Annotated in this window: 19 protein-coding genes; 9 read left to right on the forward strand and 10 right to left on the reverse strand. The window is 68.6% G+C overall.

The features are described 5' to 3' along the window. Positions 1 to 30: 30 nt before the first annotated feature. Entirely contained in the window at positions 31 to 864 is an 834-nt protein-coding gene (locus ABD644_RS04535; protein WP_344687383.1) for a hypothetical protein, read from the reverse strand. A gap of 260 nt (positions 865 to 1124) precedes the next feature. On the opposite strand from ABD644_RS04535, the gene ABD644_RS04540 reads away from it, so the two are divergent. The 3 genes from ABD644_RS04540 (at position 1125) to ABD644_RS04550 (ending at position 2988) form a co-directional block, all read left to right on the forward strand. After that, a complete protein-coding gene (locus tag ABD644_RS04540) occupies positions 1125 to 1871 on the forward strand; it encodes an enoyl-CoA hydratase/isomerase family protein (RefSeq protein ID WP_344687384.1) in 747 nt (248 codons plus the stop codon). A gap of 133 nt (positions 1872 to 2004) precedes the next feature. Further along, on the forward strand, positions 2005 to 2382 hold the full coding sequence (locus ABD644_RS04545; protein ID WP_344687385.1) for a YybH family protein: 378 nt from the start codon (positions 2005 to 2007) through the stop codon (positions 2380 to 2382). 72 nt (positions 2383 to 2454) lie between these two features. Next, positions 2455 to 2988 carry a DUF4916 domain-containing protein gene (locus tag ABD644_RS04550; protein WP_344687386.1) on the forward strand — a complete coding sequence of 178 codons (534 nt, stop codon included), beginning with the start codon at positions 2455 to 2457 and terminating at the stop codon, positions 2986 to 2988. Positions 2989 to 2994: 6 nt separating this feature from the next. Here the strand turns inward: ABD644_RS04550 and ABD644_RS04555 are convergent, their stop codons facing one another. After that, positions 2995 to 4242 carry an MFS transporter gene (locus tag ABD644_RS04555; protein ID WP_344687387.1) on the reverse strand — a complete coding sequence of 416 codons (1248 nt, stop codon included), beginning with the start codon at positions 4240 to 4242 and terminating at the stop codon, positions 2995 to 2997. A 190-nt stretch (positions 4243 to 4432) separates the two neighbouring features. Here ABD644_RS04555 and ABD644_RS04560 point away from each other — a divergent pair, with 190 nt between their 5' ends. Both ABD644_RS04560 and ABD644_RS22685 read left to right on the forward strand, forming a co-directional pair. Further along, on the forward strand, positions 4433 to 4606 hold the full coding sequence (locus ABD644_RS04560) for a hypothetical protein (RefSeq protein WP_344687388.1): 174 nt from the start codon (positions 4433 to 4435) through the stop codon (positions 4604 to 4606). Positions 4607 to 5021: 415 nt separating this feature from the next. After that, positions 5022 to 5720, forward strand: coding sequence for an HNH endonuclease (locus ABD644_RS22685; protein ID WP_425547394.1), 699 nt, complete (start codon positions 5022 to 5024; stop codon positions 5718 to 5720). A 226-nt stretch (positions 5721 to 5946) separates the two neighbouring features. Here the strand turns inward: ABD644_RS22685 and ABD644_RS04565 are convergent, their stop codons facing one another. After that, entirely contained in the window at positions 5947 to 6447 is a 501-nt protein-coding gene (locus tag ABD644_RS04565) for a very short patch repair endonuclease (protein WP_344687389.1), read from the reverse strand. 110 nt (positions 6448 to 6557) lie between these two features. Between ABD644_RS04565 and ABD644_RS04570 the strand changes: the two genes are divergently transcribed. Next, on the forward strand, positions 6558 to 7823 hold the full coding sequence (locus tag ABD644_RS04570; protein WP_344687390.1) for a DNA cytosine methyltransferase: 1266 nt from the start codon (positions 6558 to 6560) through the stop codon (positions 7821 to 7823). Positions 7824 to 7940: 117 nt separating this feature from the next. Then, on the forward strand, positions 7941 to 8903 hold the full coding sequence (locus ABD644_RS04575; RefSeq protein ID WP_344687391.1) for a NaeI family type II restriction endonuclease: 963 nt from the start codon (positions 7941 to 7943) through the stop codon (positions 8901 to 8903). 529 nt (positions 8904 to 9432) lie between these two features. Here ABD644_RS04575 and ABD644_RS04580 read toward each other — a convergent pair. Genes ABD644_RS04580 through ABD644_RS04600 form a run of 5 tightly spaced genes read right to left on the reverse strand, consistent with a single transcriptional unit; the run spans position 9433 to position 19572 of the window. Further along, on the reverse strand, positions 9433 to 10407 hold the full coding sequence (locus ABD644_RS04580; protein WP_344687392.1) for a PD-(D/E)XK nuclease family protein: 975 nt from the start codon (positions 10405 to 10407) through the stop codon (positions 9433 to 9435). Continuing rightward, positions 10404 to 15869 carry a DEAD/DEAH box helicase gene (locus ABD644_RS04585; RefSeq protein WP_344687393.1) on the reverse strand — a complete coding sequence of 1822 codons (5466 nt, stop codon included), beginning with the start codon at positions 15867 to 15869 and terminating at the stop codon, positions 10404 to 10406. The genes ABD644_RS04580 and ABD644_RS04585 overlap by 4 nt, the downstream gene beginning before the upstream one ends. Before the next feature lie 19 nt (positions 15870 to 15888). Beyond that, the gene (locus tag ABD644_RS04590; protein ID WP_344687395.1) at positions 15889 to 16812 is read right to left on the reverse strand and encodes a hypothetical protein; all 924 of its coding nucleotides are present in this window, start codon (positions 16810 to 16812) and stop codon (positions 15889 to 15891) included. Further along, the gene (locus ABD644_RS04595; protein WP_344687396.1) at positions 16802 to 18895 is read right to left on the reverse strand and encodes a hypothetical protein; all 2094 of its coding nucleotides are present in this window, start codon (positions 18893 to 18895) and stop codon (positions 16802 to 16804) included. The genes ABD644_RS04590 and ABD644_RS04595 overlap by 11 nt, the downstream gene beginning before the upstream one ends. 50 nt (positions 18896 to 18945) lie before the next feature. Then, positions 18946 to 19572 (reverse strand): hypothetical protein, encoded by a 627-nt coding sequence (locus ABD644_RS04600; protein ID WP_344687397.1) that lies wholly within the window; start codon positions 19570 to 19572, stop codon positions 18946 to 18948. 158 nt (positions 19573 to 19730) lie between these two features. On the opposite strand from ABD644_RS04600, the gene ABD644_RS04605 reads away from it, so the two are divergent. Beyond that, the gene (locus ABD644_RS04605) at positions 19731 to 20426 is read left to right on the forward strand and encodes an alpha/beta fold hydrolase (RefSeq protein ID WP_344687398.1); all 696 of its coding nucleotides are present in this window, start codon (positions 19731 to 19733) and stop codon (positions 20424 to 20426) included. A gap of 1 nt (position 20427) precedes the next feature. Here the strand turns inward: ABD644_RS04605 and ABD644_RS04610 are convergent, their stop codons facing one another. Together ABD644_RS04610 and ABD644_RS04615 are read right to left on the reverse strand one after the other, a co-directional pair. After that, positions 20428 to 21906 (reverse strand): aldehyde dehydrogenase, encoded by a 1479-nt coding sequence (locus ABD644_RS04610; protein WP_344687400.1) that lies wholly within the window; start codon positions 21904 to 21906, stop codon positions 20428 to 20430. 61 nt (positions 21907 to 21967) lie between these two features. Continuing rightward, a complete protein-coding gene (locus ABD644_RS04615) occupies positions 21968 to 23377 on the reverse strand; it encodes an ADP-ribosylglycohydrolase family protein (protein WP_344687402.1) in 1410 nt (469 codons plus the stop codon). 142 nt (positions 23378 to 23519) lie between these two features. Between ABD644_RS04615 and ABD644_RS04620 the strand changes: the two genes are divergently transcribed. Continuing rightward, the gene (locus tag ABD644_RS04620; protein ID WP_344687403.1) at positions 23520 to 25175 is read left to right on the forward strand and encodes a nuclease-related domain-containing DEAD/DEAH box helicase; all 1656 of its coding nucleotides are present in this window, start codon (positions 23520 to 23522) and stop codon (positions 25173 to 25175) included. Positions 25176 to 25292 lie beyond the last annotated feature (117 nt).

Below are 25292 nucleotides of genomic sequence, written 5' to 3' on the forward strand. Positions count from 1 at the left end.
AACAAGGGATCCGCGCGCCACGCCGGACGGTCAGGTGCGGGACATCGCCGGCTGGTTCTTGGCCCAGGTGAGGAACTGGCCGGCCTGCTGGAGGTCGGGGATGTCGTTGCCGACCAGGGAGCGCAGCAGGTCGTTGCTCCAGACGGCGAGGCGCCCGATCGTCCAGGAGACCTTGGTGGCCGGGGGCAGGTCGAGGTCGAAGACCAGCTTGGCGATCTCCTTCTTGCCGTCGGTCGCGGCCGAGTACTTGAGGATCGGCAGGAACCGGTCGGGCTCGACGACGCAGAGCACCTTGGTGAGCAGCGACTCCTTGAACGCCGGGAAGCCGAGGTCCTTCTTGCCGTCGACGAGCTGGGTGAAGCGGTCCTCGAGGCGCAGGCTGTCGGGGCCGTAGAGCAGGAACTCGATGCTCTCGCGCACCTGCTCGGCGGCCCTCTCCGGGCCCTGGGTCTTCCACGCACGGTTGAAGCCGGACATGTGGCCGGGGGCGGCGATGGTGGCCGTGTTGGCGAACTCCTCGAGCGCCTCGGGCGGCGCGCTCGGCAGGCCCTCGCGGCTGAACAGCTCCTGGTAGCGGGCGCGGTACTCGGCGACCTCGGGGTCGGGCTCCGGGCGGTTCAGCAGGAACTCGGACTCGAGCAGGGCCACGCGCTCGCGGACGTCGGGCCGCACGTCGGCCGCCGTCGGGAAGGCGGCGTGCAGCGAGTCGATGGTCTGGACGGCGGGCCGGCCCGGGTCGCGGCGGGCCTCGCCGCGCAGCCACTCGTGGCCGCAGTCGCTGCAGTGGATGAGCAGGCGGCTGTCGGGCTGCGGGATGCCGTCGATGTTCTCGCTGTTGCACTTCGGGCAGGCGATCAGTGCCATGGAGCTTCCGTTCGGTTGGTGCACGGCGCTCGGACGGCGGGGTGCGCGGGCTGGCTGCGGTGACGTCGACGCCCTACGGGGCCGGGACGACGTCGGGCTGTTCCCCGATCGCGTCGCTCGTCGGGTCCCAGTCTCCCACGGTGAGTGGGAGCCGAGGCTCGGTAGCTGCTCTGCGCGGCGGGTGGCTGCTCGTGGTCTGATGCCTGTCAGGTTCTCCGCGGCCGGCATCGGAGCCGGCCGCTCGGCAGGAAGGTGGGCTCGTGGCCGGTTCCGGTGAGGTGCTGCTCGAGGTCGACGGCGGCGTCGCGGTGGTGACGCTGAACGCGCCGGACCGGCGCAACGCGCTGACGCCGGGGATGGCCACCGAGCTCATCGCGACGTTCGACGAGGTGGACGCGCGGGCCGACGTCGGGGCGCTGGTCATCCGCGCGGTCGGAAAGTCGTTCTGCGCCGGCGGGGACATCGCGACGCTGACCTCGGCCGGTCGCGACCCCGCCGCGCCCGACGCCTTCGAGGGCATGGGGCAGATCTACGACTCCTTCTACCGGCTGGGTCAGGTGCGCGTGCCCACGGTCGCGGCGGTGCGCGGTTCGGCGGTGGGGGCCGGCATGAACATGCTGCTGGCGGCCGACCTGCGGATCGTGGCTCGGGACGCCCGGCTGCTGTGCGGGTTCCTCAGGCGCGGGATGCACCCGGGCGGCGGGCACTTCGTGATCTTGTCGCGGCTGATCGGCCGCGAGGCCGCGGCGGCGATGGCGCTGTTCGGCGAGGAGATCAACGGCGACAAGGCCGTCGAGCTCGGGCTGGCCTGGGAGTCGGTGGACGACGCGGCGGTCGAGGACCGGGCGCTGGAGCTGGCTGCTCGGGTCGCTGCGGACCCTGAGCTGGCTCGGATCGCGGTCGGCAACTTCCGCAAGGAGGTCGTCAACGGCGCCGTCGGCTGGGACGTCGCCATGCAGTCCGAACGCCCCGCGCAGATGTGGTCGATGCGCCGCTCGGCGGGGTGATCGTCGCTCCCGTGAGCGAGGGCGTGCGGAGCGTCTGACTGCCGCGCTGTCGGCGCGTCGTCGTACCCCTCGGCGTTGACTCGCCGGGACGGGCGGCGCGAGCCTGGCTGCTTCGATTTTCGAGGAGGTAGCCGTGAGCCGCAGCGAGATCGACGCCCTGAACGCCACCTTCATGAAGGGCCTCGAGACCGGCGACGCCGCGATGGTCGCGTCGGTCTACGCACCCGACGCGCGCGTCATGCCACCCGGTGCCCCGGTACAGACGGGGCCGGGAATCCAGGCGTTCTGGCAGGGCGTGATGGATTCCGGCGTCACCGGTGCCGTGCTCAAGACGACCGCGCTCGAAGAGCGCGACGATCTCGCGGTCGAGGAGGGGCACTTCGAGATCCACGTCGGCTCCGACGTGGTGGACGACGGCTCCTACGTCGTGGTCCACCGTCGGATGGGCGACGGCAGCTGGAGGTTCGCGCTCGACATCTGGAACTCCGACCGCGCCCCGGCCACGGGGTAGCCCTAGGGCGGCGGAGCCCCGCCGTGGGTTCGCCTCCACGCGGACGTGATCGTCATCGGTTAGACAGTGCTCATGACCGAGCTGACGACGGCGACCGGTGGCGCACTGCTCTCCCGCGAGGAGATGGATGCCGCTCGCGAGCGACTGCCCATCGTCTACGTGGACGTGGTGCCGGTGCGCGTGGACGAGGAGGGCACCGTGATCGCGGTCGGGCTGCTGCTCCGCGCCGGCGAGGACGGGCAGATCAAGCGGGCGCTGGTATCGGGGCGGGTGCTGTACCACGAGCGGATCCGCGCGGCGCTGCTCCGGCACATCGAGAAGGACCTCGGCCCGCTGGCCCTGCCGCGGATCCCGCCGGCGCCGCAGCCGTTCACCGTCGCCGAGTACTTCCCGACCCCGGGGGTGACGCCCTTCCACGACCCGCGGCAGCACGCGGTGTCGCTGGCCTACGTCGTGCCCGTGGAGGGGGACTGCGCGCCGCAGCAGGACGCGCTGGAGCTGACCTGGTTCTCACCGATCGAGGCGCGCGACCCGGTAGTGCTGGCCGAGTTCGAGAACGGGCAGAGCACGCTGCTGCTGCAGGCGCTGGCGCACCTCGGGGTCTGACCCGCCTCAGGCGGAAACGAGTTCCCGGGCCGGCTCGGTCGGCTGCCGGGCCGGTGCTCGGTGGGCGAGGCCGGCGGCGACGACGAGCGCGGCCGCGAGGGCGGGGAGGAGCAGCGCCGTCTCCGGGCTCATTTGGTCAGCGACGTAGCCGGTTGCAGCGGAGGCGACCGCCTGGCCGACGACGACGGCGGAGCCGAGCATCGTCATCGTGGTCGCCGAGCGGCCGGCGGGGCTGAGCGTCGCGGCGAGGCTGTAGAGCGCGACCAGCGTCGGTCCGATGCCGAACCCGAGGACGGCGAGGGCGACGAGGAGGCCGGTCTCCGAGCGCGCCGTGCCGTACCCGAGGGCCGCGGCCAGCAGCAGGAAGGCGAACACGAGCCACCGCGCCTTGGCGGTGAACCGCTGCGGGAGGGCCGCCGAGCCGAGGGCCAGCGCGGCGGAGCCGATGCCCATGACGCCGTAGAGCAGGCCGGCGCGGTCGCCGTCGCCGCTCTCCTCGAGGAAGCCGGTGAGACTGGTGAGGGTGGCGCCGAAGAAGATGCCGACGCCGAGCGTGCCGGCGACGACGGTCATCACAGGCGACGTCACGAGCTCGCGGGCGGGCGCCTGATCTGTGCGGTGCCCGGCCGTGCCCGGCTGGAGCCGGCCGGTGGGGTGCAGGGCGAAGGCTGTGACGAAGACGGAGGTGAGCACCGCGGCGCCGGCGATGGCGACCCAGGGGGCGATCGCGGTGGCGAGCAGCCCGACGAGGAACGGGCCGACGATGAAGACCATCTCGTCGGCGGCGGACTCGTAGGCCATGGTGCCGTTGAGGAGCTTCTCCCGGCGGTCGGGCTGCACCTTCTGCTTGATGATCGCGACCAGCCGGGTGCGCGAGAGCGGGGGGACCTGCGGCGCGCTGGCGCCGATGAGCACCGACAGCGCCAGGACGGCGAGATCGGGGGCGCTACTGCTGACGACGAGCACGAAGATGCCGAGCAGGACGGCGTTGAGGAGCCCCAGCGGGACGAGGACCCGGCGCTGACCGAGCCGGTCAGCGGCGGCGCCCAGCAGCGGGCCGGCGAGCGCCGTGCCGATGCCGGCGACCGCGGCGTTGAGGCCGCCGAGGGCCACCGAGTCGCGCTCGGCGACGACGAGGGTGAGCACCCCGACGACCATCATCGCGAACGGCAGGCGCGCGATGAAGGCGATCGGGAAGTAGGAGAAGCCGGCGTGCCGGACGAGCGAGGACTCGGTGAGTCGGGGGAGCGTCATGAACCTCGGTGTATCTGCGGATCGGGCGTGCCGCCTTGATCCGTCAGCGAGGCTGACAGCAGGTAGTTACACGTTCTGAACGCCGTCGAGTCTAACGGGGCCGGAGTCACGGCGGCCCCGACGCCTGTGGGGAGTCAGGTGGTCGCTGCTCCTGCCGAGTCCCCAGAGAGGGAAGTGGTTCGGAGTCAGAGTGTCATTCCTGTACGACCTGAACCGGCTGAACGTGGCGGTGTCGCGGGCGCAGGCGCTCGCCGTGGTCGTGCTGAGCCCGCTGCTGCTGGACGCGCCGGTGCGCACGCCGGAGCAGGTGCGTCGGGTGGACGCGCTGTGCCGGCTGGCGGAGTCGGCGACGGTGATGGCGTAGGCCCCGATCGAGTGCGCGGGGTGGTTCGGGCGGAGCGGTCGGCTGGGACGTCGCCGTGCAGTCGGAGCGCCCCGCGCAGAAGTGGTCCATGCGCCAATCGGCGGGTTGAACCCGCGAGCTGTGCATAGCCGCCTGGCAATACTGCGCAAGCGACACGGCTGCCGCTGACCCGCTCGGGTGAACGCCGCCGCATATTGATTCGTTGAGCGAGTGATCTGCCGATGATCGAGACATGGCGAAGAGTTCCGACCGTCGGCGGCGGGCACGGTCCAAGTCATGCGCGGGCGATCAGGCCCAGCCCGCCTCGCGGCCCTTGCCGCACCCGAGCGATCCCATCCTCCAGACGCTCGTCCGGGACACCACGACCCGTCTGATCTACGGATTTCTCTTTAAGCGACGGCAGAACCCCCCGACCATGGTGGAGATCCGCGCCTTCCTCGCAAGAAAGCTGGGTGAGGCTCCGGCGCAGACCGATCGTCGTGTGCGTGACCTTCGAGACGCCTTCGAGGTCCCGAGCGAGTACCTCGACGGTGGCTATCGATATGTCCTGCGCGGTTGGCGTGCAGGTGGGCCTCTAGAGGACAGATCGGGTATCAGTGGACGCCTCCGCGCGGAGGTGCTCTCGCCACAGCGATGTGCCCAGTGTGGACGCACTCCTCTGGATCATGGCGTTGTGCTCGTCGTCGATCACATGATCCCGCGTGAATGGGGTGGCTCAAACGAGAGAGAGAATCTCCAGCCTCTCTGCGAGGAGTGCAATCATGGCAAGCGCGACCTTTACAGCAGCTACGACGCAGCTGCTTCGCAAATTCGGCAAGCGATTACTTACGATGAACCGCATCGGCGGATAGGCGAGCTGCTGAAGGCATTCCGCGGGGATTGGGTTCCCGGGGGCATGCTGGGCGTCGTCGCAAGTGCAATTCAGTATCAGGAGGATTGGCAAAAGCGAACTCGCGAACTACGGACGCTCGGCTGGGTGATCGAGACTCAGAAGCGGCGCGATGTGGCCGGAAGAATCCATACCTACTATCGGGCATCTCATTGGGAGCCCTGGCCGCGGGGAGACATCAGGGCCGAGATTCGGCGGCGAGAGCGGTCTGCGCGGAGTGCCTAGCGGGTCACCACCTTTTCGACGCCGATCAACCTCTGGTCCGTCGATAGCTCGTGCTTCGGGTCGCCTCGCGCGCGGAAGCTGAGCGTTGCGTGCTGGCTGCCATGGCCATTCATAGGCTCCGTCTGCCGAGGTGACCCTTCAGACGTGTCGCGTTTGCTCGCCGCGGCACTGCGAACAAGCGGCCGTCACTTGTCCAAGTCAGAGGTCCCGACGTCAGGGGACCCTCCTACCACTCGACTGGTCGGTCGACGCCCTGTACAGTCGAACAGGTGTTCGATAGGGAATCCTTGAGTGCCTCTTCCACCAGTGACGCTGCCTCTTGCACCGGGACGTGCTCCCAGACCCTGACGACCTTCCAGCCCGCCTTCGTCAGCGCGGCGTCGGCGATGCGGTCGCGCTCCACGTTCCTGCGCAGCTTCGGCGTCCAGTACCACTCGTTGTGCGTCGGCTCACGCCCGTGAATGGGACACACGTGCCAGAAGCAGCCGTCGACGAACACTGCTACGCGGCTACGCGTGAAGACAAGGTCGGGTCGGACACGAGCGTCAGGCAGGTCGAGGCGGTAGTCCTTGCGGAAGCGCCGACCTCTCCGGTGCAGCAACGATCGCAGCGCCACCTCGGGCTTCGTGTTGCTCCGGCGGATGGCCGCCAGGTTGCGCGAGCGCCCCGCACTCTTGGGCAGCGGCTGGGCGGCGCGGGGTGTGGCGCCAGTGCCACCAGAGGTCACAGTCGCAATCTAGAGCGTTGGTGGTGGGGGCAGGCCGCCTCATGGGGGAGTATGGGTCGCATGGCATGCGCTCTCCCTGACCGCGCTGGTGTCGATGAGGGAGAGCAGTGATGAGTCTCGACGTGGTGGAAATCTGCGCCGGTGCGGGTGGGCAGGCGATCGGACTCGAGCGTGCGGGCTTTGAGCATGCGCTGGCCGTCGAGATCGACGGCTTTGCATGCGCGACGCTCCGTCAGAACCGGCCCGCTTGGAAGGTCGCCGAGGGTGACGTTGCGGATCGGGAGCTGTGGAAGCCGTCCGACTACGCCGGCGTCGCGCTGCTGGCGGGTGGCGTCCCATGTCCGCCGTTCTCCATCGCCGGGAAGCAGTTAGGGGCGAGCGATGAGCGTGATCTCTTCGCCTGGGCGGTAGAGCTGTGCGTCAACGAGGTTCAGCCGCGCGCGCTGCTCCTAGAGAACGTCCGTGGGCTCTCAATGCCCCGCTTCGCCGCGTATCGGCAGCATGTCCTGGATCGCCTAGCGTCCGCGGGGTATGTGGGGGACTGGCGTCTGCTGCACGCATCAGCTTTCGGCGTTCCTCAGCTTCGCCCCCGCTTCGTCCTCGTGGCCTTGAAGGAAGAGGACGCCCCCTACTTCCAGTGGCCGGACCCGGTATCGCACCGGCTGACGGTGGGTGAGTGCTTGCGCGACCTCATGGGTGCCAATGGCTGGCCGCACGTGGACGATTGGGTGCGGCTGGCCAATGACATCGCACCGACGCTCGTTGGCGGCAGCAAGAAGCATGGCGGAGCTGACCTCGGGCCCACGCGAGCGAAGCGGGCTTGGCGGGAATTGGGCGTCGACGCTCTTGGCGTCGCCAACGAGGCGCCTGGGCCCGACGATCCGCACCCGACCATCAAGCCGCCCAAGCTGACGGTGCAAATGGTGGCACGTCTCCAAGGGTGGGATGAGGCATGGGGTTGGCGCCTGGCGGGCCGGAAGACGGCGCAGTACCGCCAGATTGGCAATGCGTTTCCGCCGCCGCTCGCTGAGGCGGTGGGCCGGTCGATCGCGCGCGCACTGGCGCACGAGGGTGAGCCACACGACATGCCCGAACTTGCGAGCGCGACCCTGCACGATGACGTGTATCGGGTACTCAAGGAGGCGGAGGGGCACCTCAGCACGGCCGCCATACTCGGCCGGCTTTCGGTCCCATACGACGCAATCAAGTTGGAGAGGCGCATCGCTCACCTCAGCAAGGACTTCGCCATTGACATGGTGGAGACCAAGTCGGGGCCGACCTACAAGCTCGGGGAGTTCAAGGCATTCGTCGGTCAGGAAGATCACCACCGGCACGAGGCCTTCGCGAACAGGTCCGGGCGCTCGCGAATCAGTTAGCTGCTCGCCCCGACCCGGATCGTCGTCATCCCAGACTGAGCCGATCGGAGCCGACTGCTTGTCGGCATACTGCAAGCTCATCGCTAGCAGTATGCCGGCCGGCTACCTTGCGTTACCGTGTCTGTAGATGCCGCGCCCCGTCCGCCAGTCCGCGGAGAAGATGCTGAGTTAGACGCAGTCGAGGATGCCCTGATGGCGCTTGACTCGACGGGGGACGCCGTCGCCGAGGTCATTCGCGATACGTTCGACCAGCTCTACGACGGCCAGCACAGCGGTCGCTGGAGCTTCGACCAGCTCTTTAAGACCGAGAAGACGCACATGGGGACTCTCATAGAGATCAACCTGCAGCGTCGATTCAAGTTCGATGGTGGGGATGCCACCGACTACCGGATCGCTGGCGTCCAGGTGGATTGTAAGTACTCCATGCGCGAAGGAGGCTGGACTCTCCCGCCCGAGGTCGTCGGTCACCTGGCCTTGCTTGTGACGGCGGATGACCAGCGAAGTTCCTGGCGTGCAGGTCTGATCCGCGTAACTGAGGAGCTAATGAATCCCGGCAGAAACCGGGACGCCAAGGGCGTGCTTTCGCTGGCTGGTCGGCTACGTATCCGATGGCTGTGGGAGGGACACGGTTATCTAGCGCCGAATCTCTTTCTCGAGCTGGACGGGCCGACCCGAGATGCCATCTTCTTGGCACGCTCGAAGCGAGGTTCTAGCCACGGACAGGCTCGTGTTAACCAGCTCTTCCGACTGGTTCAACGACGCCTGATTCGTCGGGCTGAGCTGGCCACAGTCGCTCAGCAAGACGATTTCATGAAGCGAGCTAGGGGCAACGGTGGCGCGCGAACGCACCTTCAGCCGGAGGGGATTCTGGTGCTGGGGCACCAGGAGAATGATCCGCTGGTGGCCCGTGATTTGGGACTCCAATTGCCGAAAAAGGGTGAATTCGTGTCTGCCCGGGTGGTTCCATGTGAGCCCGCTCGGGATCTAGATGCAGCCGAGATCTCGGGTAGCTACTGGCGTCTCGCTGAACTTGCCGATCCTGCCGTCCCTGCGCCGGTCATTCCGCGGAAGCGGATCTAGCTGTATTTGTGGTCGTGGAAGCCGGCTGGTGGTCGACTGGTCCGGCAAGCACCGAGGTCTGTAGCCAGAGGCCCCTCGTCGTGGCAGCCGGTGTATCAGTTGGGCAACGCGGAACAGGGCGGTTTGGTCGGGGTGAGGTAGCAGGAGCACTATCACCCGTGTCGGCATCCGCGCCGCCATGCGCCCTCCGGGGGCGTACAGGCCCGAGGTGGGCGCGGGCGACCCGGCGCGAGTTGGGCGTTCCTGGCAAGGCGCATCCGATGCCGGTCCAAATGAGCTGCCGCGCCAGCGCGCTGCCGCGGCTGACCCTCGAAAGGGCCGCGGTAGTCGAGGGGAGGCTCCCGAAATGGCGGTTCAACCACCGAAGCTTGGTACCTGCGCCCAGGACGGTCACGCGTTACTGTCGCCGCTCGCGCGGGGCCGCGCGCACGTCGATCGGGGCGGCGCTTCAGGAGGTCCGCCCTCTACTAGACCGCTCAGTCGGATCCCGTCGTCGCAAGCCCTCGACCAACGCCGCTGGTCAGTACGGCTAAGGCGACATCACAGCAAGCGCGCTACGGGTGCCCCACCGCCAGTTGGGCTGGTCGCTATCCGCGCGCGGCGACGCGCTGACGCGCACTGCGCGGATCGATGCGCCGTCGACATCCGGCACGAGCACCGTCGGGACGCCACTTAGCAGTACCGGACCGTCGGCGGTTTCCAACCAGAGTCCGGTCAGCCCGTTCATGGATCGCTCAGTCCGGGTGACGCGCCCGGCGACGCAGTCTCTCTTCGACCACGAGGGCGCCGCATGCCACTGTGCATCGCATCGCAGTCTTCGGTGACAATAGCGGCAGGTGTCCTCGGCGGGGTTCGCGGCGGACGGATCGGCTCGGCGGGCAGCCTCAAACGCAGCTAAGGCCGCCGAGATGTCGGTGTCCCTGAGCTGTACCGGCATGCGCCCGCGCTGCGTGCTGAAGACCTCGATACGACGAGGCAGCCGACCGTGTTCTTGCGCGACGAGATGCGCGTAGACGCTCAGCTGGAACTTGATCCATGGCGATAGTTCGTCATCATCGATTTGCTCGGTCTTCAAGTCGATGAGCGTGATCTCTTTTCCCAGCACCACGATGTCGGGCGTCCCGTAGATCCGCAGGGCGGCATCCCGGATGGTCCGTTCCGGAATCACGTCGTCGACCTCATCGCCGAACGCCTCGGCCAACGCGGGTGCACGCGCAAGCAGTCGCTTGCCGGTCAGTGTCCAATCCGACGGCGCCTCAGAACCAAGCTCGGCTACGGCCTGATCGATGGCTGTGCGCATGGACCCGCGCACATCAGCCGCCTCGTAGCCGTGGGCCCGTACCCAGAAATCGAGCGCCCGGTGCGCCAAAGATCCCTTGTTCTGCGCGGGCCGGTCGATCTGTACCACCCCCGACACGCCCGGCCCCGCCGAGGCGGGACATTGCGCTACCCGCCAGGCACGCGTTGGAGACAGCCAGCCTCCGTCATCGGCGGGCGCGCTCACGGCTGGCCGGCGACGTCGTCGCAGAGCTGGAACACCCTGCCCGGGTCGCGGTCGAGTGTGAAGGCATCGACGAAGAACGTCTGCTTGGCACTGCCGACCTCGGCCTCCGCAAACGCGGCGGCCTCGGCCAGCCGCTCATTGAGGAACGTGCTTTCGGATGCTTCCAGCGGGTGTCGCACGACCAAGATGTAGTCGCCCAGCTGCGGATGGGTGAATCGTGCCGTGCCGGGCACGGCCGCGATGGGGGCCGCGTGGTAGCCGTGCGACCAGTTATCCAATGCCCGTTGTTGATCGACAAGGTCCACGGTGAGATGGCCGGTTCGCAGGACCGCGAGCAGATCCCGAGCGAGGCGCCAGTCCAGCAAGGCGTGATACGACATGTTTCCATAGTCGCGCAGACACCGGTAACAGGACGCGGTGCAGATGTCGGCGTGATCCGGTTCCGCCAGACGCGTCAGGTAGGTGTCGACGTCATCGAGGAGCGACGGCAAGACCGCTGGGTCACCTAGGTGAGTACTGAATCCTGCGCCGTTCTCCAGCGTGTCAGCGATAAACGCATACGGCGCTGGCTCGCCGTTCGCCATGCCTGCAAAGATGCCAGCCACCAGTTCGAGCGGCTCGATATCCAGCTTCGCCGCCGCGACCTTACGCAGCATGAAGGCCAGCGAGTACCAGGCAGCGCGCCGCCCGTCGGATGGGTCGGCCGCACCGCTCGGCTGGAACCGGGAGGCGAAATTGAGGCGCAGGCCTTCAGCGGGCAGCGTGCCGCGCTCGGGACCGAGGAACAGGAAGTCGGTCGGCTGCACTGCGCCCAAAGCAACCTCAAACTCGTCGCCCATTACGTCGTTGGGCGGGACCAGACCCTTGGCGACTGCCTCGGTCGAGACATATCCACCCCAAGGGGCATTTCCTGTCGGCGGTGGTGCGGCGGGGCGGAAGCTAAACAGCCGACCGCCGTTGTCGTTGATCACATAGCGCTGGCCCGACCCGGAGTACGCCAAAGCCGCGCCGTGCGGTTCCTGGTGCAACGCAGACAGGTCCGCCAGCGCACGGGCTGCCATCGACCGGGGCGTCCAGCTGAAGTTGCCATCAAAGTCTCGTGGCCAGGCGCCCGCCCGGAAGCCGAGTGGCTCGCGCAGTGTGAAGCGCCCGAAGGCATTCGGGGAGCCGCACTGCGGACAGATGGTGATGTCACCGAGGTTGCCTGAAGAGAGAAATGAGCATGATCGGCATAGATAGATGTCGCGACTGACGCCGAGGGCGTCATCCGTCGGAAGGCGGGGAGGTTTGCCGACACCCTCGAAGGCGGCGACCCCCACAGACGTGTAGACCCGCCCGTCTCGGACGACTTCGCTCATCGGGGCGAACTGACTGACGGCCATCGCAAGGTCGCGGTCAATGGTCATACGCGGCGGCCAGGGGTACGAGGATCCAGGGCGGCGTAGGTATAGGTAGCGGACGCTCGTTGGGAAGCCGAACATCGGCAGCACGCCGCGCTCAGCCAGTCGCTGGCTCAGCTCGTCGTCTCCCACGCTCGCCACGGCTGTGTCGATCAGGCCCGGCAGCTCGGCGATGCACCGGCTTGCCAGGTCGGTGGCCTGCGACGCCAGCGGCGTCCGATCGGTGATCGCAACGGCTGCCTGCTCAACCAGCTGGTGGTTGCGGGTCAGCCAGTTGACGAGCAATGGCCGGACGGTCAGCCAATCGGCGACCGTGCCGAAGGGGCCGTGCACGTTGTTAGTCCGGTTGAACTGCACGCCGGTCGCGTCGATCGCGTCCGCGACTTCTGGCATGGCCAGCCGCAGCGTCTCGCCGTGCAGCGAGCGCAAGAGAATCTCCACACGGCCCATCGCGAGGTAGGGCTCAGGGGTTGGATCGTTCGTGATGCGGTCGGGTGCATCGAAGTAATACTCGTCGTGGCTCCGGCCCCGGCAGACCGTCAAGGCCACTGCGACCGGCGTGCCGCGCCGGCCCGCACGGCCGACGCGCTGCTGGTAGTTGAAACGGGTCGGTGGCATATTGCCGAGCACAACGGCCGACAAAGCGCCGATGTCCACGCCGGCCTCCATCGTGGTCGTCACGCTGAGCATGTCGATGCCATCCGCGATCGGGACCTCGGGGTTCGCTCCCGATTCCAGGAAGACCTCTTGGAACCGAGACTGGCGCTGTTGGGCGTCGATTCGGTCGGTCTGGCCCGTTAGCTCTTCACTGTTGAGGCGGAATCGTCCTGACCCCGTGGTGGCGCGCCAGCCGTAATAGTCCTCATCGACCACGTAGGCGCTGGGGGTATCGGGCAGCACCGTCCCGCAGTAGGTGCAGTAGGCGCAGCCGAGCGTGAGGTGCCTGCGATGGCAGTTGGTGCACGCCCACGCACGCCCGTCACCATGGCGCAGGACAACCCGTGCCGGATCGATGAGGTAGTCGCGTACCGCCGGGCCACACTGCTCGGCGAAGATACGGGTCAGGTCGGCCACGGATGGTCCGCCGGCCTGTTCGATCTTGCGCCAGAAGCGGTTAAGCTGGCGGGGCGGACCGGGCCGCGGATCGCGCATCCCGTCAAAGCGGCGCGTGTCAGCGAGCACGCGAAGACTCGCCCGCGCGTATGCGAGGTCGGTCGTGACCGGCTCACCGATCGGTCGGGTATCAGTGGCCAGCGCCAGCCAGCCGAGACCGAGCGACTCGAAGTCACGTCCGGCCCCGGAGAACAACCCATTCACGATCTCGACGACCAGCGATTGGTTGATCTCGGCCCTAAGAGCGCCTTGCTCAGGTGAGAGGCCGGCCCGCGGCGCCACGGGACTCGCATCCCAGTCGTAGAGCGTCGTCCAGCGTCGCTTCGGCTTGCGGGCGGTCTCCTGGAGGCTGGCGTGCGGCCCACCCGGGTTCAGGCCGAGACCGAGCAGCACTTGCGCGATCGCACCGGCACTCACGTCCAGCGTCGAGCCCACGGATAGGCGCGCAACCAGCTCCGGCTCGTCCCCGGGGTCGGTGCCCGGTCGGCCTTCCCATATCTTGCGCAGCTGGCCGAAGAGGTTCGCGTCACGGGCTTCCAGCCGATCGATCGCGTCCCACGTCTCGGCTGTCTTGTCGTTGCCGACAAAGTGTGTCCGCGCCAGGGCCAGATCGGCCGACGGATCGCTAGTGGCATTCAAGTACTCGACCAGCAGCAACCGCAACAGGTCCTGGTAGTGGCGAAGGCCGAGGCCGGAAGACAACTTAGCCGCGTCTTGCCGACTGTCGGTGAAGAGGATGACCTTCCGGTCCTGCACCGCCAGGTCCGTTGCCAGCTCAGTTGTCAGTACCTGATTGATCTTTTCAAAACCCGTGCGCATGCCGCGGATCGGCGAGCGTTGCGTGGCCGGGTCAGTGTGCGGGAGACGACCACTCCGCCCGTACTCAATCGCCCAGTCGTCGCCGCAGTTCGGGCAACACGTCGGGAATGGGCTGACAGTTGCGATGTCACGCCTCGGCCGGACGACGGCGTGGAACGTCCAACCGGTGTGCCCGCCCGTGGCGCCAACGTTGCGCACTTCGCCGTTTGCCGGGTTGAACGCGCTGCGGCGGAAGCTGTAGCTGACGTTGCCGCCGTCGCGGGTCCAGCGCGTCGTTTCGGGACCATCGAGGTTCTCCGCCGCGTTCGGCCAGTACACGAGGTAGTTCTCGGCGGTACGCTCCAGCCGTACCTGGTCGGGCAGCTTGGCGAGCTCCGGCACGTCGCCAAGGAGCAGGGTGCGGACGGTCGGCTTCTGCGTGGCTCCCTCTGGCGTGAAACCGCCAAGCAGGACGTCGCCACAGTTCTGGCAATAGAGCAGTTCCAGCGCCCGAGCACCGCAGCTGCAGCGCGTCACCGGTTCGCTGAACAGACGGCCGACCGGGCGCGGCTCGGCACGATCAGGCGCATCGGGACAGTTGGGATCAGTGCATGCCCATACACCAGGGACGTTGCGGAAAAAGTAGTGGGCCCGAACCTTGGGGTCGGTGTCGACCGGCAACTGGGCCATGCCGCGTAGCAGGCGCGTCAGCGCCTCGTCTCGCTCCGCGGCAGCAGTGTCCGGGAAGACGCGCGCTGACAGCGCCGGCAGCGCCTTCGCAGAAGCGATGTCTTCACCGTTCTCAGCGGGGTCAACAAAGGCCCGGCGGACAGCGTCCAGGAGACCGTGGCTGCGGGCGTACGTGGCAGCGTCGACCGGCTCGGCGGTGCGAATCGCGGTTGCATCCGCAGTAGTGCCGGTCGGCGCATTGGTCGGCATCGCCAGGCTGCCACGGACGAAGTCGAATGAAGCGGCATCGACGCCGAAGAATTGCTCGAGGTATTCCTGGTCGCGGTCAGCGTCGATCGATGCGGACGCGGCCAGGATTCGAAGCTTGTCCGGGCGATCCGTAAGACCAAGCCGCTGTTTTAGATTGCGCAGCAGATAGGCGACCTCGGTCCCGGCCGTACCTCGGTACATGTGCAGCTCGTCGATGACCAACGTGAACCGGTGAGCAGGTTCGGCATCCAGCCATGCCCGTGTTGAATCGAAGAAGTGCTCATCGCGCTCCCGCAGCAGCATCACGTTGAGCATCGAGTAGTTGGTGACGAGTACGTCGGGTGGGGCGTCAGCCATGTCCCAGCGCGAACGCATCTCCGCACCGTCGAGTCGCGGCACGAAGTAGCGGACATCGTCCTTGCCGGCCGCCGCCGCGACGGCGGCGGCTCGTGCGGCGCGCTGTTCAGTTTCATGCAGGATCTGCTGCAGTCGCTCCACCGCGATGTCGCTGGTACGGCTGCCTGTTACGGGCGTAGCACCGGTGTAGCGGCCAAAGAAGAAGCGGTGGCCGTGCCGATTGCTGTCGAGCCAGGCGCGGGCGTTGTCGCTGTCGAGCGCGCGCCGCATACGCATGAGCTGGTCGTCGACCAACGCATTCATCGGGTAGAGGATGAGCGCCCGAACCGCGGCGGGCCGCCCGGTCTCGCCCTGGCGCTGCGAGTGGAAGCCGCCGCCGGGTGTGCGCCACCATGGCACGAGCGGTGCGGAGCCGTCGCTCCAACCGCGTGACTCTTCAAGCAATGAAGCGAGGATCGGCAGCAGGAATGACTCGGTCTTGCCCGACCCGGTGCCGGCCGTGATCACCATGTTGCGGCCAGGAGTAAGGCCGGCTTCGAGCGCTTGCTCCTGGTGGAGGTAGAGCGGCCGTCCCGGTGGGATGAGGCCCGCACCAGCGAATGCGCCAAGTTCGTCTGGGCCATGAGAGGCCGCGACCGACTCAGCCAGGTTACGGGGGGCGGTGACGTATTCGGGCCGGAGCTCGATGAGCGGTCGACGGTAGACGCCATTGTCGCGATCGAAGAGCTTGCGCCGCTCCGTCTGGAGACGTTTGTCTACCAGCCCGAACGGCGTGTCGTAGTAGCGGAAATACGCCTCGCGTAGCCGCTCGAATGTGCCCGTGACGTCCAGACCGCGGGGTGAAAGTGATGACATGTGCCCTCCCAGCACGCAGTCAGTCGATGACCGAGACGAACTGGCGCACTGACCTTGCCACCAGATCTGCCACTGACCGAGGGATGTTTGTATAGATCGCAGTTCGAGCTCTACTGCCCAAGTGTGTCGGCAATCCGCTGCACAGCACGAGGGCCCGGGCCTGCAACGGCGGCAGTGGTGCCCCTTGGTCGATAAACAACGTGCCGATGTCTTCGCCGTTCGAGTCCCGCTCGCGTCGCCAGCGGATCACCTGTTCACGGCGTTCGGCAAGCGCCCACCAAATTCCGGGTGCATGATCGGTGCGGAGCCAGTCGCCGCCGACTCGGTAGCGGTACTGCTGCCGTCCATTCACGAGAAAGCGGAAGAGTCCGTCACCATCCGGGATACCGCGAACAAAGTCGACACCACGCCCGCCCCCAGCGACGAGGTGCTCAACTGGCGTACCCCACGCAGGCTGACCGGCCGGCTCGCCGAGTTGCACCCGCGGCAAGCGTTCGGCGATTGCCCGTGCGGCGCATCCGACGTAGCGGACGCCAACCGGACGGAGCGCCTGATCGAGTTCCGCCAGCGACTCAGTTTGGAGGTAGACCGTCGAGGGAACCGGAAGCCGTGAGGCGTCGTTCGCGTCTGGCTCTGCGATGTGCACCGCGAAGTCAGCTTCAAGCTGCTCGACGAAGTCGAGCGGCCGCCGCCCGGCGAGCACAACGGTGCCGTCACTGGCTGGGAGCAGCACCGCCGTTGCGGATGCAATCGCCCAGCGATCCCTCTCCCAGTCGACCTCGGCGTGACCGAGCGTGGAAACGTCGCGCAGCCAGCGGCCCGGCTCGGTCTTGGTTGGGTTGCGGTTGGCGGTACGTGCCAGCCAGGTGACGCGCTGCCGCAGTTCCAGGAGATCACCCGAACCGGTCTCACTCATCCACGCCAGCATCGTGTCAGCGCGCACGGCAGCGCTCCCAGGCTCGGCCGTACAGGCGCCATAACGGACTGGGGTTCTGCACGCCGACGTAGAGCTCTTCCCACAACGCACGGTCCGCGTCCGTCAGCCCGCGGAATGCCGGCTCGGCGCTCCGCAGCTTGGTGACCGTCCAACCCGCTGTCCGTTTCTGTGCGAGCCAGACGGCCGTGCTGGAGGGCAGCTCGAAGAACGCGAACGTCAGCCCTGGCAGAGTGGGCGGCGGTGGATCGCTAACCTTGGTCATTCGTCCGGCGGCGCTGATAAGAACGGTCAGGGCTGAGCCACGTCGCGCCAGCTCCGGACGATCGATCTCCGCGTCGCTGATCATTGCGCCACAGATCGCTACCGCGTCCGTGGCATTCTCCTGCAGCACCCCTTCAACCCAGCCGATGCTGGCGACGTTCTCCGGCGCGCGGTCGTCGATCGATCCCCGTTCGACCACAAAGGTTAGGGTCTCCTCGTCGGCGTTGACCGTGTGCTCACCGGATTCCATGCCGCCTTGAAACCGGCACAATGGAATCGGGAACAGCGACGCCCGGAGGCGACTTGCCATCCCGTCCAAGCTGACCTCGACATAGCGCGTCTCGTCAGTCACTGGCAGCACCAGGTCGGGCTCGCCGCCGGCCAGGTAAATGTTGGGGGCGATCCTGCGGTCGATCGGTAGACCGCCTATGAGGCGTGGCCGGACGGCGGCCCCTCGCCGAAGACCTGACGCGAGTGCGCCCGGCATCGCGGCCAGTGCGCTATCGAGGCGCTCCTGATCGGAGAACACGACGCGATCGAAGATGCTGAACCCGCTGCCGAGCAGCTTCGCCGTGAACGCCGGATCGAGCGGACGCCAGCCCGGGTCCGCCGCGGAGCGCAGTGCTTGGCTCACCGCGCGCGCTGCGTCAGTGGCAGCGACAAAGACATGCTCTTCAAACGGCTGAACCGAGTCAATCGACATCCAGCCACCGGCGTCGGCATTGCTGGCGAGGACGAGCACCTTGGCTGGTTGGAACTCGGCGACGCACCGCTCGCCGCGGGCGGCGAGCCCTGCGGCCAGGGTCGAGGCGTGCACCGGTGGCATGCCTTCGGTGCGGTACATGGTGCTGTGTACGTCGGTCGTGATGCGTGCCTCGAATGGATGGCCGTCGCTCACGCCCTTCAGCAGGTCGCCCGGTAGGTCACGGACGGCGGAAATGACCCACCAGCCGCACGCATCGTCCAGATCCAAGGCCAACCGGAGATCGAGTCGGCGAAGACCCTCGGCCGTAATGATCTTGCCGTCCCACGCAGTCGCCAGATCGTGGAGGAGTGGACCCAGGATCGGCAAAACCCCGTCGTCGTGCAGCGATTCAATGAATCGATCGGTGAGGCCGTGGCCCCGGTGGGTGACCCAGCGGCGGAGCATCCGCAGGAGAGAATCGGCGCTGGGCACGCCCGCTGACTTCAGGCGCGCGGTCGAAAAGAAGCGGGTCAGGGCCGCGCGGTCACTCCGGCGAACCAGTGTTTGCGACAGAGGATACCCGATGCGGGACTCGTTAGCGACGCCGGCACGAATGGTCGATATGCCAAATGCGCCGTCCTTCTCGACAAGCCAGCGATCGAGCTGCTCCCACATCTCAACCACGGCGAGGAAAGCGCCGCCGTTACGGAGCGCCATCAGGAGTCGTATCTCGCCTGCCTCATCCTCAGAATCAGGCACTAGGATGCCAACCAGTCGCTTGTAATAGGCATTTCGGCGGGCGCTGGAATCCGTCCGCATTTCGGACGCTGCTAGCACGCTCAAGGCTAGGATCGGGAGCGTAGGCGGGGGCATGTCGCGCGTGCCCTGGCGCCATAGCGATTCGAGCCGCTGCGCGCGACCAAACATGCCTGCGCCGCGGGCCACGTCCACGATGTCACGCACAGCCGCCGCCAACGAACGTGCCCCGTCCTCGCCGGGGTCAGACAATCGCTGCAGCTCGTCCCGATCGACAAATAGTACGACCGGTTGGTGTCCCCGGCCAGCGAAGAACGACTGCGCAAGCCGCTCCTGCCACCGGGCGTATGCCTCCGGCAGCAGGGGCGGAGAGCTGACTGCGGTCACGGTAGGAACGTACGGCGGTACCCCGACAAACGCCGGTAAGCCCAGTCGTGTCATTCGATCGGTCCTTGCAGGACATCTTGCTGGCTCGGCATCCAGGGGCCGCGGTGGCAGGCTAAGGAGACGTGGTCGACGGCCATCTTCCCGCTTGCCGGGACCATGGAAGTCTGTTTCCAGCACATGCGTCGTCGCCCGGTCTTTGATGACGCGAGAAGCGTCGGAGCTCCAGTGCGGCTGGGGGAGTATCTGCGAGCTTCGGGCGTAGGGACTTGACTGGTTCGCCGACCACTCAATTGGCGGCCTGTGAATAAGTCCGGCGGCTCAGGCAGGCAGTCCAGTGCGTGCCAGCGGTGCTTGCCGGAGAACCAGCGCCCGGCGACGCGAGAGACGAGCTCCAGGTACGGGCCGACCAGCTGGTCAGGCAGCGCGGCCTCCATCGCCGACATCGCCTGGCCGACCTTCATCGCCCCATCCTTGAGCTGCCCCAGCGTGGCGAACAGCCGCTCCGCGGTGCGCTGCTGCACCTGGGCGGCGACCACCTCCGCCGGGCGCCCGCCGATCCGCTTGCCCAGCCCGACGGCGGAGCGCCCGAGGTGCGCCGCGGGCAGCGCGGCGAGCCGGGCCGCGCGGACCAGCCGTCCTCGGGGCGGCCGGCCGCCGTCCGGCGGGCCCGCGTCCACGCAGGCAATTTAGTGCCTCGCGAGTGGGCTCGACGCCCGGTCGGCCCAGCTGACCCGCGGCGGACTGCGTCTCGATTCTGTGCCAGCGGTGGTGCGCCGAGCGGTTCAGGAGAAGGCTTGTACGGGCAACCGTTCAGCCTCCCTGAGGGAGGGCACCGATGACGACATTCGTCCTGGTCCCGGGGGTCTGCCACGGCCGGTGGTGGTACGACCCGGTTATCGAGCGCCTCGCCGAGCAGGGGCATACCGCGTCGGCGGTCAGTCTCAGCGGCCTCGGCGCGCACGACCAGCTCGACAGGATGCGGCCCATCAACCTCGACGTCCACATCTCCGAGGCCACCTCGTCCGTGATCCTGTCGCAGGACCCGGGGGGCGCCGTGCTGGTCGGTCACGACTACGGCGGCAGCGTCATCACCGGCGTCGCCGACCGGCTGCCGTACTACGTCCGGGCGCTGGTCTACGTGGACGCCTTCGTGCCCGACGACGGCGACTCCTGCTACTCGCTGACCGACGACGAGCAGCGCGAGTGGTGGCTCGGCGACGCGGGTGCCGAGGACGCCGTCCAGCCGCTGCCGCACTTCGACCCCCGGGCCCGGCCCCATCCGCGCGCCACGCTGCTGCAACGCATCCAGCTGACCGGCGCGTGGGAGACCGTGCCGGCCAAGCACTACGTCGCCGCCACCGACTGGCCGAGACAGTCCCCGTTCGCCCCGATCGTCGAGCGCGTGCGCGCCGACCCCGCCTGGACCGTCCATGAGTGGCCGACCGGCCACGACGTGCTGGCCGAGGGCCCGGAGCGGCTGCTCGAGCTGCTCGCCCAGTTCGAGACCGTGCTCGAACCCGAGGAGTGGTAGCTCAGCCCAGCTGGAACGGGTCCCGCGTGCCGCCGGTCAGCTCGACGAACACCGACTTCGTCTCGGTGTACTCGTTGACGGCCTCCATGCCGTTCTCCCGGCCGATCCCGCTGCGCCCGAACCCGCCGAACGGCATGTTCGGCGCGACCACCCGGTAGGCGTTGATCCAGACCGTGCCGGCCCGAAGTCGCGCCGCGACCCGGTGTGCGCGGTGCACGTCCTTGGTCCACACGGAGCCGGCGAGCCCGTAGGGGGTGTCGTTGGCGAGCTTCAGGGCCTCCTCCTCGCAGGTGAACGTCAGCGCGGCGAGCACCGGCCCGAACACCTCCTCGCGGACGACGGTGCTCCCCGGGCTCACGCCGGTCACCACGGTCGGCTCGACGAACAGCCCTCCCAGGGCCGACGCCGAGCCGCCGCAGGCGAACGTGGCCCCCTCGTCCTGCGCGCCCCGCAGGTATCCGAGCACCTTCTCGTACTGCGGCTGGTTGGCGACCGGACCCATCTCGGTCTCCGCCGCGGTCGGGTCGCCGAGCCGGATCGACCGCGCCCGCTCGGCCACCTTCGAGACGAGGGCGTCGTGCACGTCGGCGTGCACGATCAGCCGCGAGCCGGCCATGCAGGTCTGCCCGGTCGCCGCGAAGACCCCGGCGATCAGTCCGTTCGCTGCGGCGTCGAGGTCGGCGTCCGGGAAGACGATCTGCGGGCTCTTGCCGCCCAGTTCCAGGGTGACCCGGTTGACGTTGGCCGCGGCCGCCTGCGCCACCCGGACCCCGGTCGCCGTCGAGCCGGTGAAGGCGACCTTGTCCACGCCCGGATGCCCGGCCAGCGCCTCGCCGGTCGCTCGCTCCCAGCCGGTGACGACGTTGAACACTCCGGCGGGAAGCCCCGCCGCGCACAGCACCTCGGCGAACGCGACCGTCGACGCGGGGGAGTGCTCCGACGGCTTGGCGACGACGGTGTTGCCCGCGGCCAGCGCCGGCGCCAGCTTCCAGGTCAGCAGCAGCAGCGGCGAGTTCCACGGGGTGATCGCCGCGACGACGCCGACCGGCTCCCGGCGGGTGTAGCCGAAGTAGTTGGGGTTGGCCGGCGGGATCGTGCGGCCCTCGAGCTTGTCGGCCAGCCCGGAGAAGTAGAAGAACCACTGCGACAGCGCCTGCATCTGCCCGCGCATCTCGCGCAGCAGCTTGCCGGAGTCCCGCACCTCGAGCAGCGCCAACCGCTCGGTGTGCTCGGTCAGCGCCTCGCCGCAGGCGCGCATGATCGCGGCTCGCTGGAAGCCGGTCATCGCCCCCCACTCGCCGTCGAACGCGGCGCGCGCGGCGGCGACCGCCGCGTCGACGTCGTCGGGGCCGCCGTCGGCCAGCCGGGCCCAGGGCCGGCCGGTGTAGGGGTTCAGCGAGTCGAACGTGCGCCCGGACAGCGCGTCGACCGTCTTCCCGTTGATGAAGAGCCGGAACTCCTCGAGCTGCTCCTCGGCCATGCGTCCCCCAGAGCGTGAGCTGTGCTCGCACCCTGACCCCGTGCGCGGGGCTGGTCAAGGCTCACCCCGGAACGAGACGCTCCAGCGCGGCCGTGAAGCTGGCGTTCCAGAGACCGAGGTGCGGCCAGCGCTCGGCGACGTGCGCCGTCGCCTCCTCGACCGACATGCCCTCCGTACGGATCAGCCAGCCGCGCAGTACGAGCCCGGTGCGCGAGGCGCCGCCGTGGCAGTGCACCAGCAGTCGATGTCCTTCGGCGCGCAGCGCCGCCATGTCGTCGAGGACGTCGGCCAGCACGGTGTCGACGTCGTGGTTGTAGTCGTTGTCGGCGACGTAGGCCGTGCGGTGCACCTCGTGCGGGAACGGGTCGCCGAGGCGGCACAGGGAGATGACCGCGAAGTCGTCCTCGCTGTACCGGGCGCCGTCGAGGTTGCCCGCCCAGATGCCCGGCAGCACCTCCCGCGGGCCGATCCGCGGGATCACCCCGGGGTCGTAGGAGACCAGCGGTTTCCCGTCCAGCGCCGCCGCCAGCTCCTGGAGGTCCGCCAGCCCCCACCGCCGGTCGCCGAAGCCGGGCACCCGGCCGTGCACCGCCGACGACCAGCGCATCGGGATGCCGCCCATGCCGAACACCGCACCGGCGAGCCCGCCGGTGACCGCGGCCACCGTGTCGGTGTCCCCGCCGAGGTCGATGACCAGCCGCAGCACCTCGGCGAAGTCGCGCCCGTGCCGCAGCGCCCAGACGGCCTGGCCGAGCGTCGGCCACACCGCCCCGTTGGACTCCGTCGCGTCCGACGGCGTCCAGTCCGGTGCCAGCACGGTCGCCCACCGCTCGCGGTGGTCGTCAGCCACCAGGTCGAGCGCCGCGGGGACGGCCGCCAGGGGGTCGTCGCCGTCCAGCGCCGCCCGCATCAGCTCGTGGAAGATCGCGCAGCCCTCGCCGGCCGACGGGTCGCCGTGGGTCAGCGCGGAGATGCGCCGGGCCGCGCCCATGGTCGCGTCGCGCCCGTGCCGGGCGAAGAAGATCGCGGCGGGCGTCGTCCGCATCAGCGAGCCGTTGCCCGCCGCGTGACCCGCGCGCTGGAAGTGCTCGGCCGCGGCGACGTCCCACGGGCGGTTCGACCCGAGGACGGCTCGCGTCTGGTTGCCGACGTCGGGTGGCCCGGCCTCGACCCACGTGCGGAAGCGGTCGAAGAGGTCGGCCTCGTGCAGTCCGTCGTGCTCGATCAGGGACGACGCCACGAGCAGCGCCATCTGCGTGTCGTCGGTGAACTCGCCCGGCGCCCAGCCCAGCGACCCGCCGCCGCACATCTCCGTCTTCGCACCGCGCGCGGGGACCGGGAAGCGGGCGGTGAACTGCCCCGGGGGACCGAACTCGAACGGGGCGCCGAGCGCGTCGCCGACCGCGGAGCCGACCAGCGCGCCGGCGACCCGGTGGGAGCGGTGCATGGCCGGCGACATACCGCCCAACATCCCAGATCCTGCTCCGGCCGTCCGCCCGACCGGATGACAACGCGGCCGTGCGCTGCCACTTTGTCGGTAGGGGCTGCCAGGGTGCCGGTATCGGCCGATCCGAGCCACGGGGGTACGGAGTGACACCACGCACGGGGGCGCCATGAGCGCGCGCGTCTTCCCCGCGGAGCCGACGTTCGAGTCGCACGCGGAGCGGCTGTTCGCGCAGGCGCTGCGCGAGCAGTTGCCCGACGAGGCGGTCATGGTGTGCGGGCAGCGGTTCACCGACCGCAAGGACGACCGCGAGGCCGACCTCATCGTCGCCTGGCCCGGCTTCGGTGTCGCCGTCATCGAGGTCAAGGGCGGCAGCGTGTCCTTCCGGAACGGCGAGTGGCGCCAGCACGGCGGCGGTATCGACAAGCGGATCCGGCCGGTCGACCAGGCGCTCGGCTGCAAGTACGCGCTGCGGAGCTACCTCCGGAGCGACCGGCGCTGGACGGCCGGTGACCCGCGGATGGCGCACCTCGTCGCGCTGCCGACCACGACGCTGCCCGAGGAGTTCGCGGCCCCCGACGCGCCCCGGTGGATGGTGCTGGACCACGGTGACCTCTCCGACGCCGCCGGACGCATCGCTTCGGCCCTGCGGCAGCTCGAGCACGACACCGCGCCGCCCACGCCCGAGGACGTGGAGCGGCTCGTCGAGTGCCTGGCCGGTGTCGGCATCCCGCAGCAGGACCTCGTCGCCAACCTGCACGAGCGGGAGGCCGAGTGCGACCTGCTCACCCGCGAGCAGGCGCGCGTGCTCGACATGCTCGAGGACAACACCCGTGTGGAGGTCCGCGGCGGTGCCGGGTCGGGCAAGACCTGGCTGGCGCTCGAGAAGGCCCGGCGGATGACCGCGGCCGGCCAGCGGGTCGCCGTCATGTGCTACTCCCGCGGCCTGGCGGAGTACCTGAAGCGCCGCGTCGCCACGTGGCCGGAGAAGCAGCGCCCCGCCTACGTCGGCACCTTCCACTACCTCGGCATCGGTTGGGGAGTTGGGGAGGGATCCGACGACGACAGCCGCTACTGGGAGGAGTACCTGCCGGGCGAGATGGTGTCGCTGGCCGGTGCCCTGCCCGAGAGCGAGCGGTTCGACGGGATCGTGATCGACGAGGCGCAGGACTTCGCCGAGAGCTGGTGGCCCGCCGTCGTCGCAGCGCTGCGGTCTCCGGACGACGGCTGTCTCTACGTCTTCGCCGACGAGGGGCAGCGGGTCTTCGCCCGGCAGGGCCGCCCACCGGTCGCGCTCACCCCGTTCAACCTGAACGAGAACCTGCGCAACACCAAGCAGATCGCCGGCACCTTCGGCAGCCTCACGCCGAGCCAGATGAAGTACCGCGGCGGCGACGGCGTCCCCGTGCGGTTCATCCAGTGCGCGACTGAGGCGGCGCTCGACGCCGCCGACGACGCGGCGGTCGAGCTCCTCGACGCCAGCTGGCCGAACGACGCCGTCGCCCTGCTGACCACCTACAAGAGGCACCCCGAGCAGGCGGCGCGGCAGAAGCAGGGACCGGAGGCGTACTGGGCCTCCTTCTGGGAGGACGACGACCTCTTCTACGGGCACGTCCTCGGCTTCAAGGGCCTCGAACGGCCGGCCGTCGTGCTGGCCGTCAACGGGTTCCGCGACGAGGAACGCGCCCGCGAGATGCTCTACGTCGGCCTCTCCCGTGCTCGGGACCTGCTCGTCGTCTGCGGCGACCTGGAACTGATCCGCCGGGTGGGCGGCGACGCCGTCGCGCACCGGCTCACATCGGGCCGGACCGGACCGCTGGCATGACCACGCCTCAGCCCTTCCCGGTACGGCACGACGATCGGATCGCCGCCTGACGAAGCCCTCCACGACGACGCAGGCCGGACGGTCCCCGAGTGAGGGGTCCGTCCGGCCTGCGCCAGA

Source organism: Blastococcus jejuensis, assembly GCF_039534705.1.
Classification (GTDB): Bacteria; Actinomycetota; Actinomycetes; order Mycobacteriales; family Geodermatophilaceae; genus Blastococcus_B; species Blastococcus_B jejuensis.

Coding starts and splice junctions, on each gene's coding strand:
- ABD644_RS04555 (WP_344687387.1), bottom strand. CDS start 4,242: ATGACGCTCCCCCGACTCACCGAGTCCTCGCTCGTCCGGCACGCCGGC.
- ABD644_RS22685 (WP_425547394.1), top strand. CDS start 5,022: ATGGTGGAGATCCGCGCCTTCCTCGCAAGAAAGCTGGGTGAGGCTCCG.
- ABD644_RS04620 (WP_344687403.1), top strand. CDS start 23,520: ATGAGCGCGCGCGTCTTCCCCGCGGAGCCGACGTTCGAGTCGCACGCG.
- ABD644_RS04585 (WP_344687393.1), bottom strand. CDS start 15,869: ATGTCATCACTTTCACCCCGCGGTCTGGACGTCACGGGCACATTCGAG.
- ABD644_RS04550 (WP_344687386.1), top strand. CDS start 2,455: ATGACCGAGCTGACGACGGCGACCGGTGGCGCACTGCTCTCCCGCGAG.
- ABD644_RS04615 (WP_344687402.1), bottom strand. CDS start 23,377: ATGTTGGGCGGTATGTCGCCGGCCATGCACCGCTCCCACCGGGTCGCC.
- ABD644_RS04570 (WP_344687390.1), top strand. CDS start 6,558: ATGAGTCTCGACGTGGTGGAAATCTGCGCCGGTGCGGGTGGGCAGGCG.
- ABD644_RS04605 (WP_344687398.1), top strand. CDS start 19,731: ATGACGACATTCGTCCTGGTCCCGGGGGTCTGCCACGGCCGGTGGTGG.
- ABD644_RS04535 (WP_344687383.1), bottom strand. CDS start 864: ATGGCACTGATCGCCTGCCCGAAGTGCAACAGCGAGAACATCGACGGC.
- ABD644_RS04610 (WP_344687400.1), bottom strand. CDS start 21,906: ATGGCCGAGGAGCAGCTCGAGGAGTTCCGGCTCTTCATCAACGGGAAG.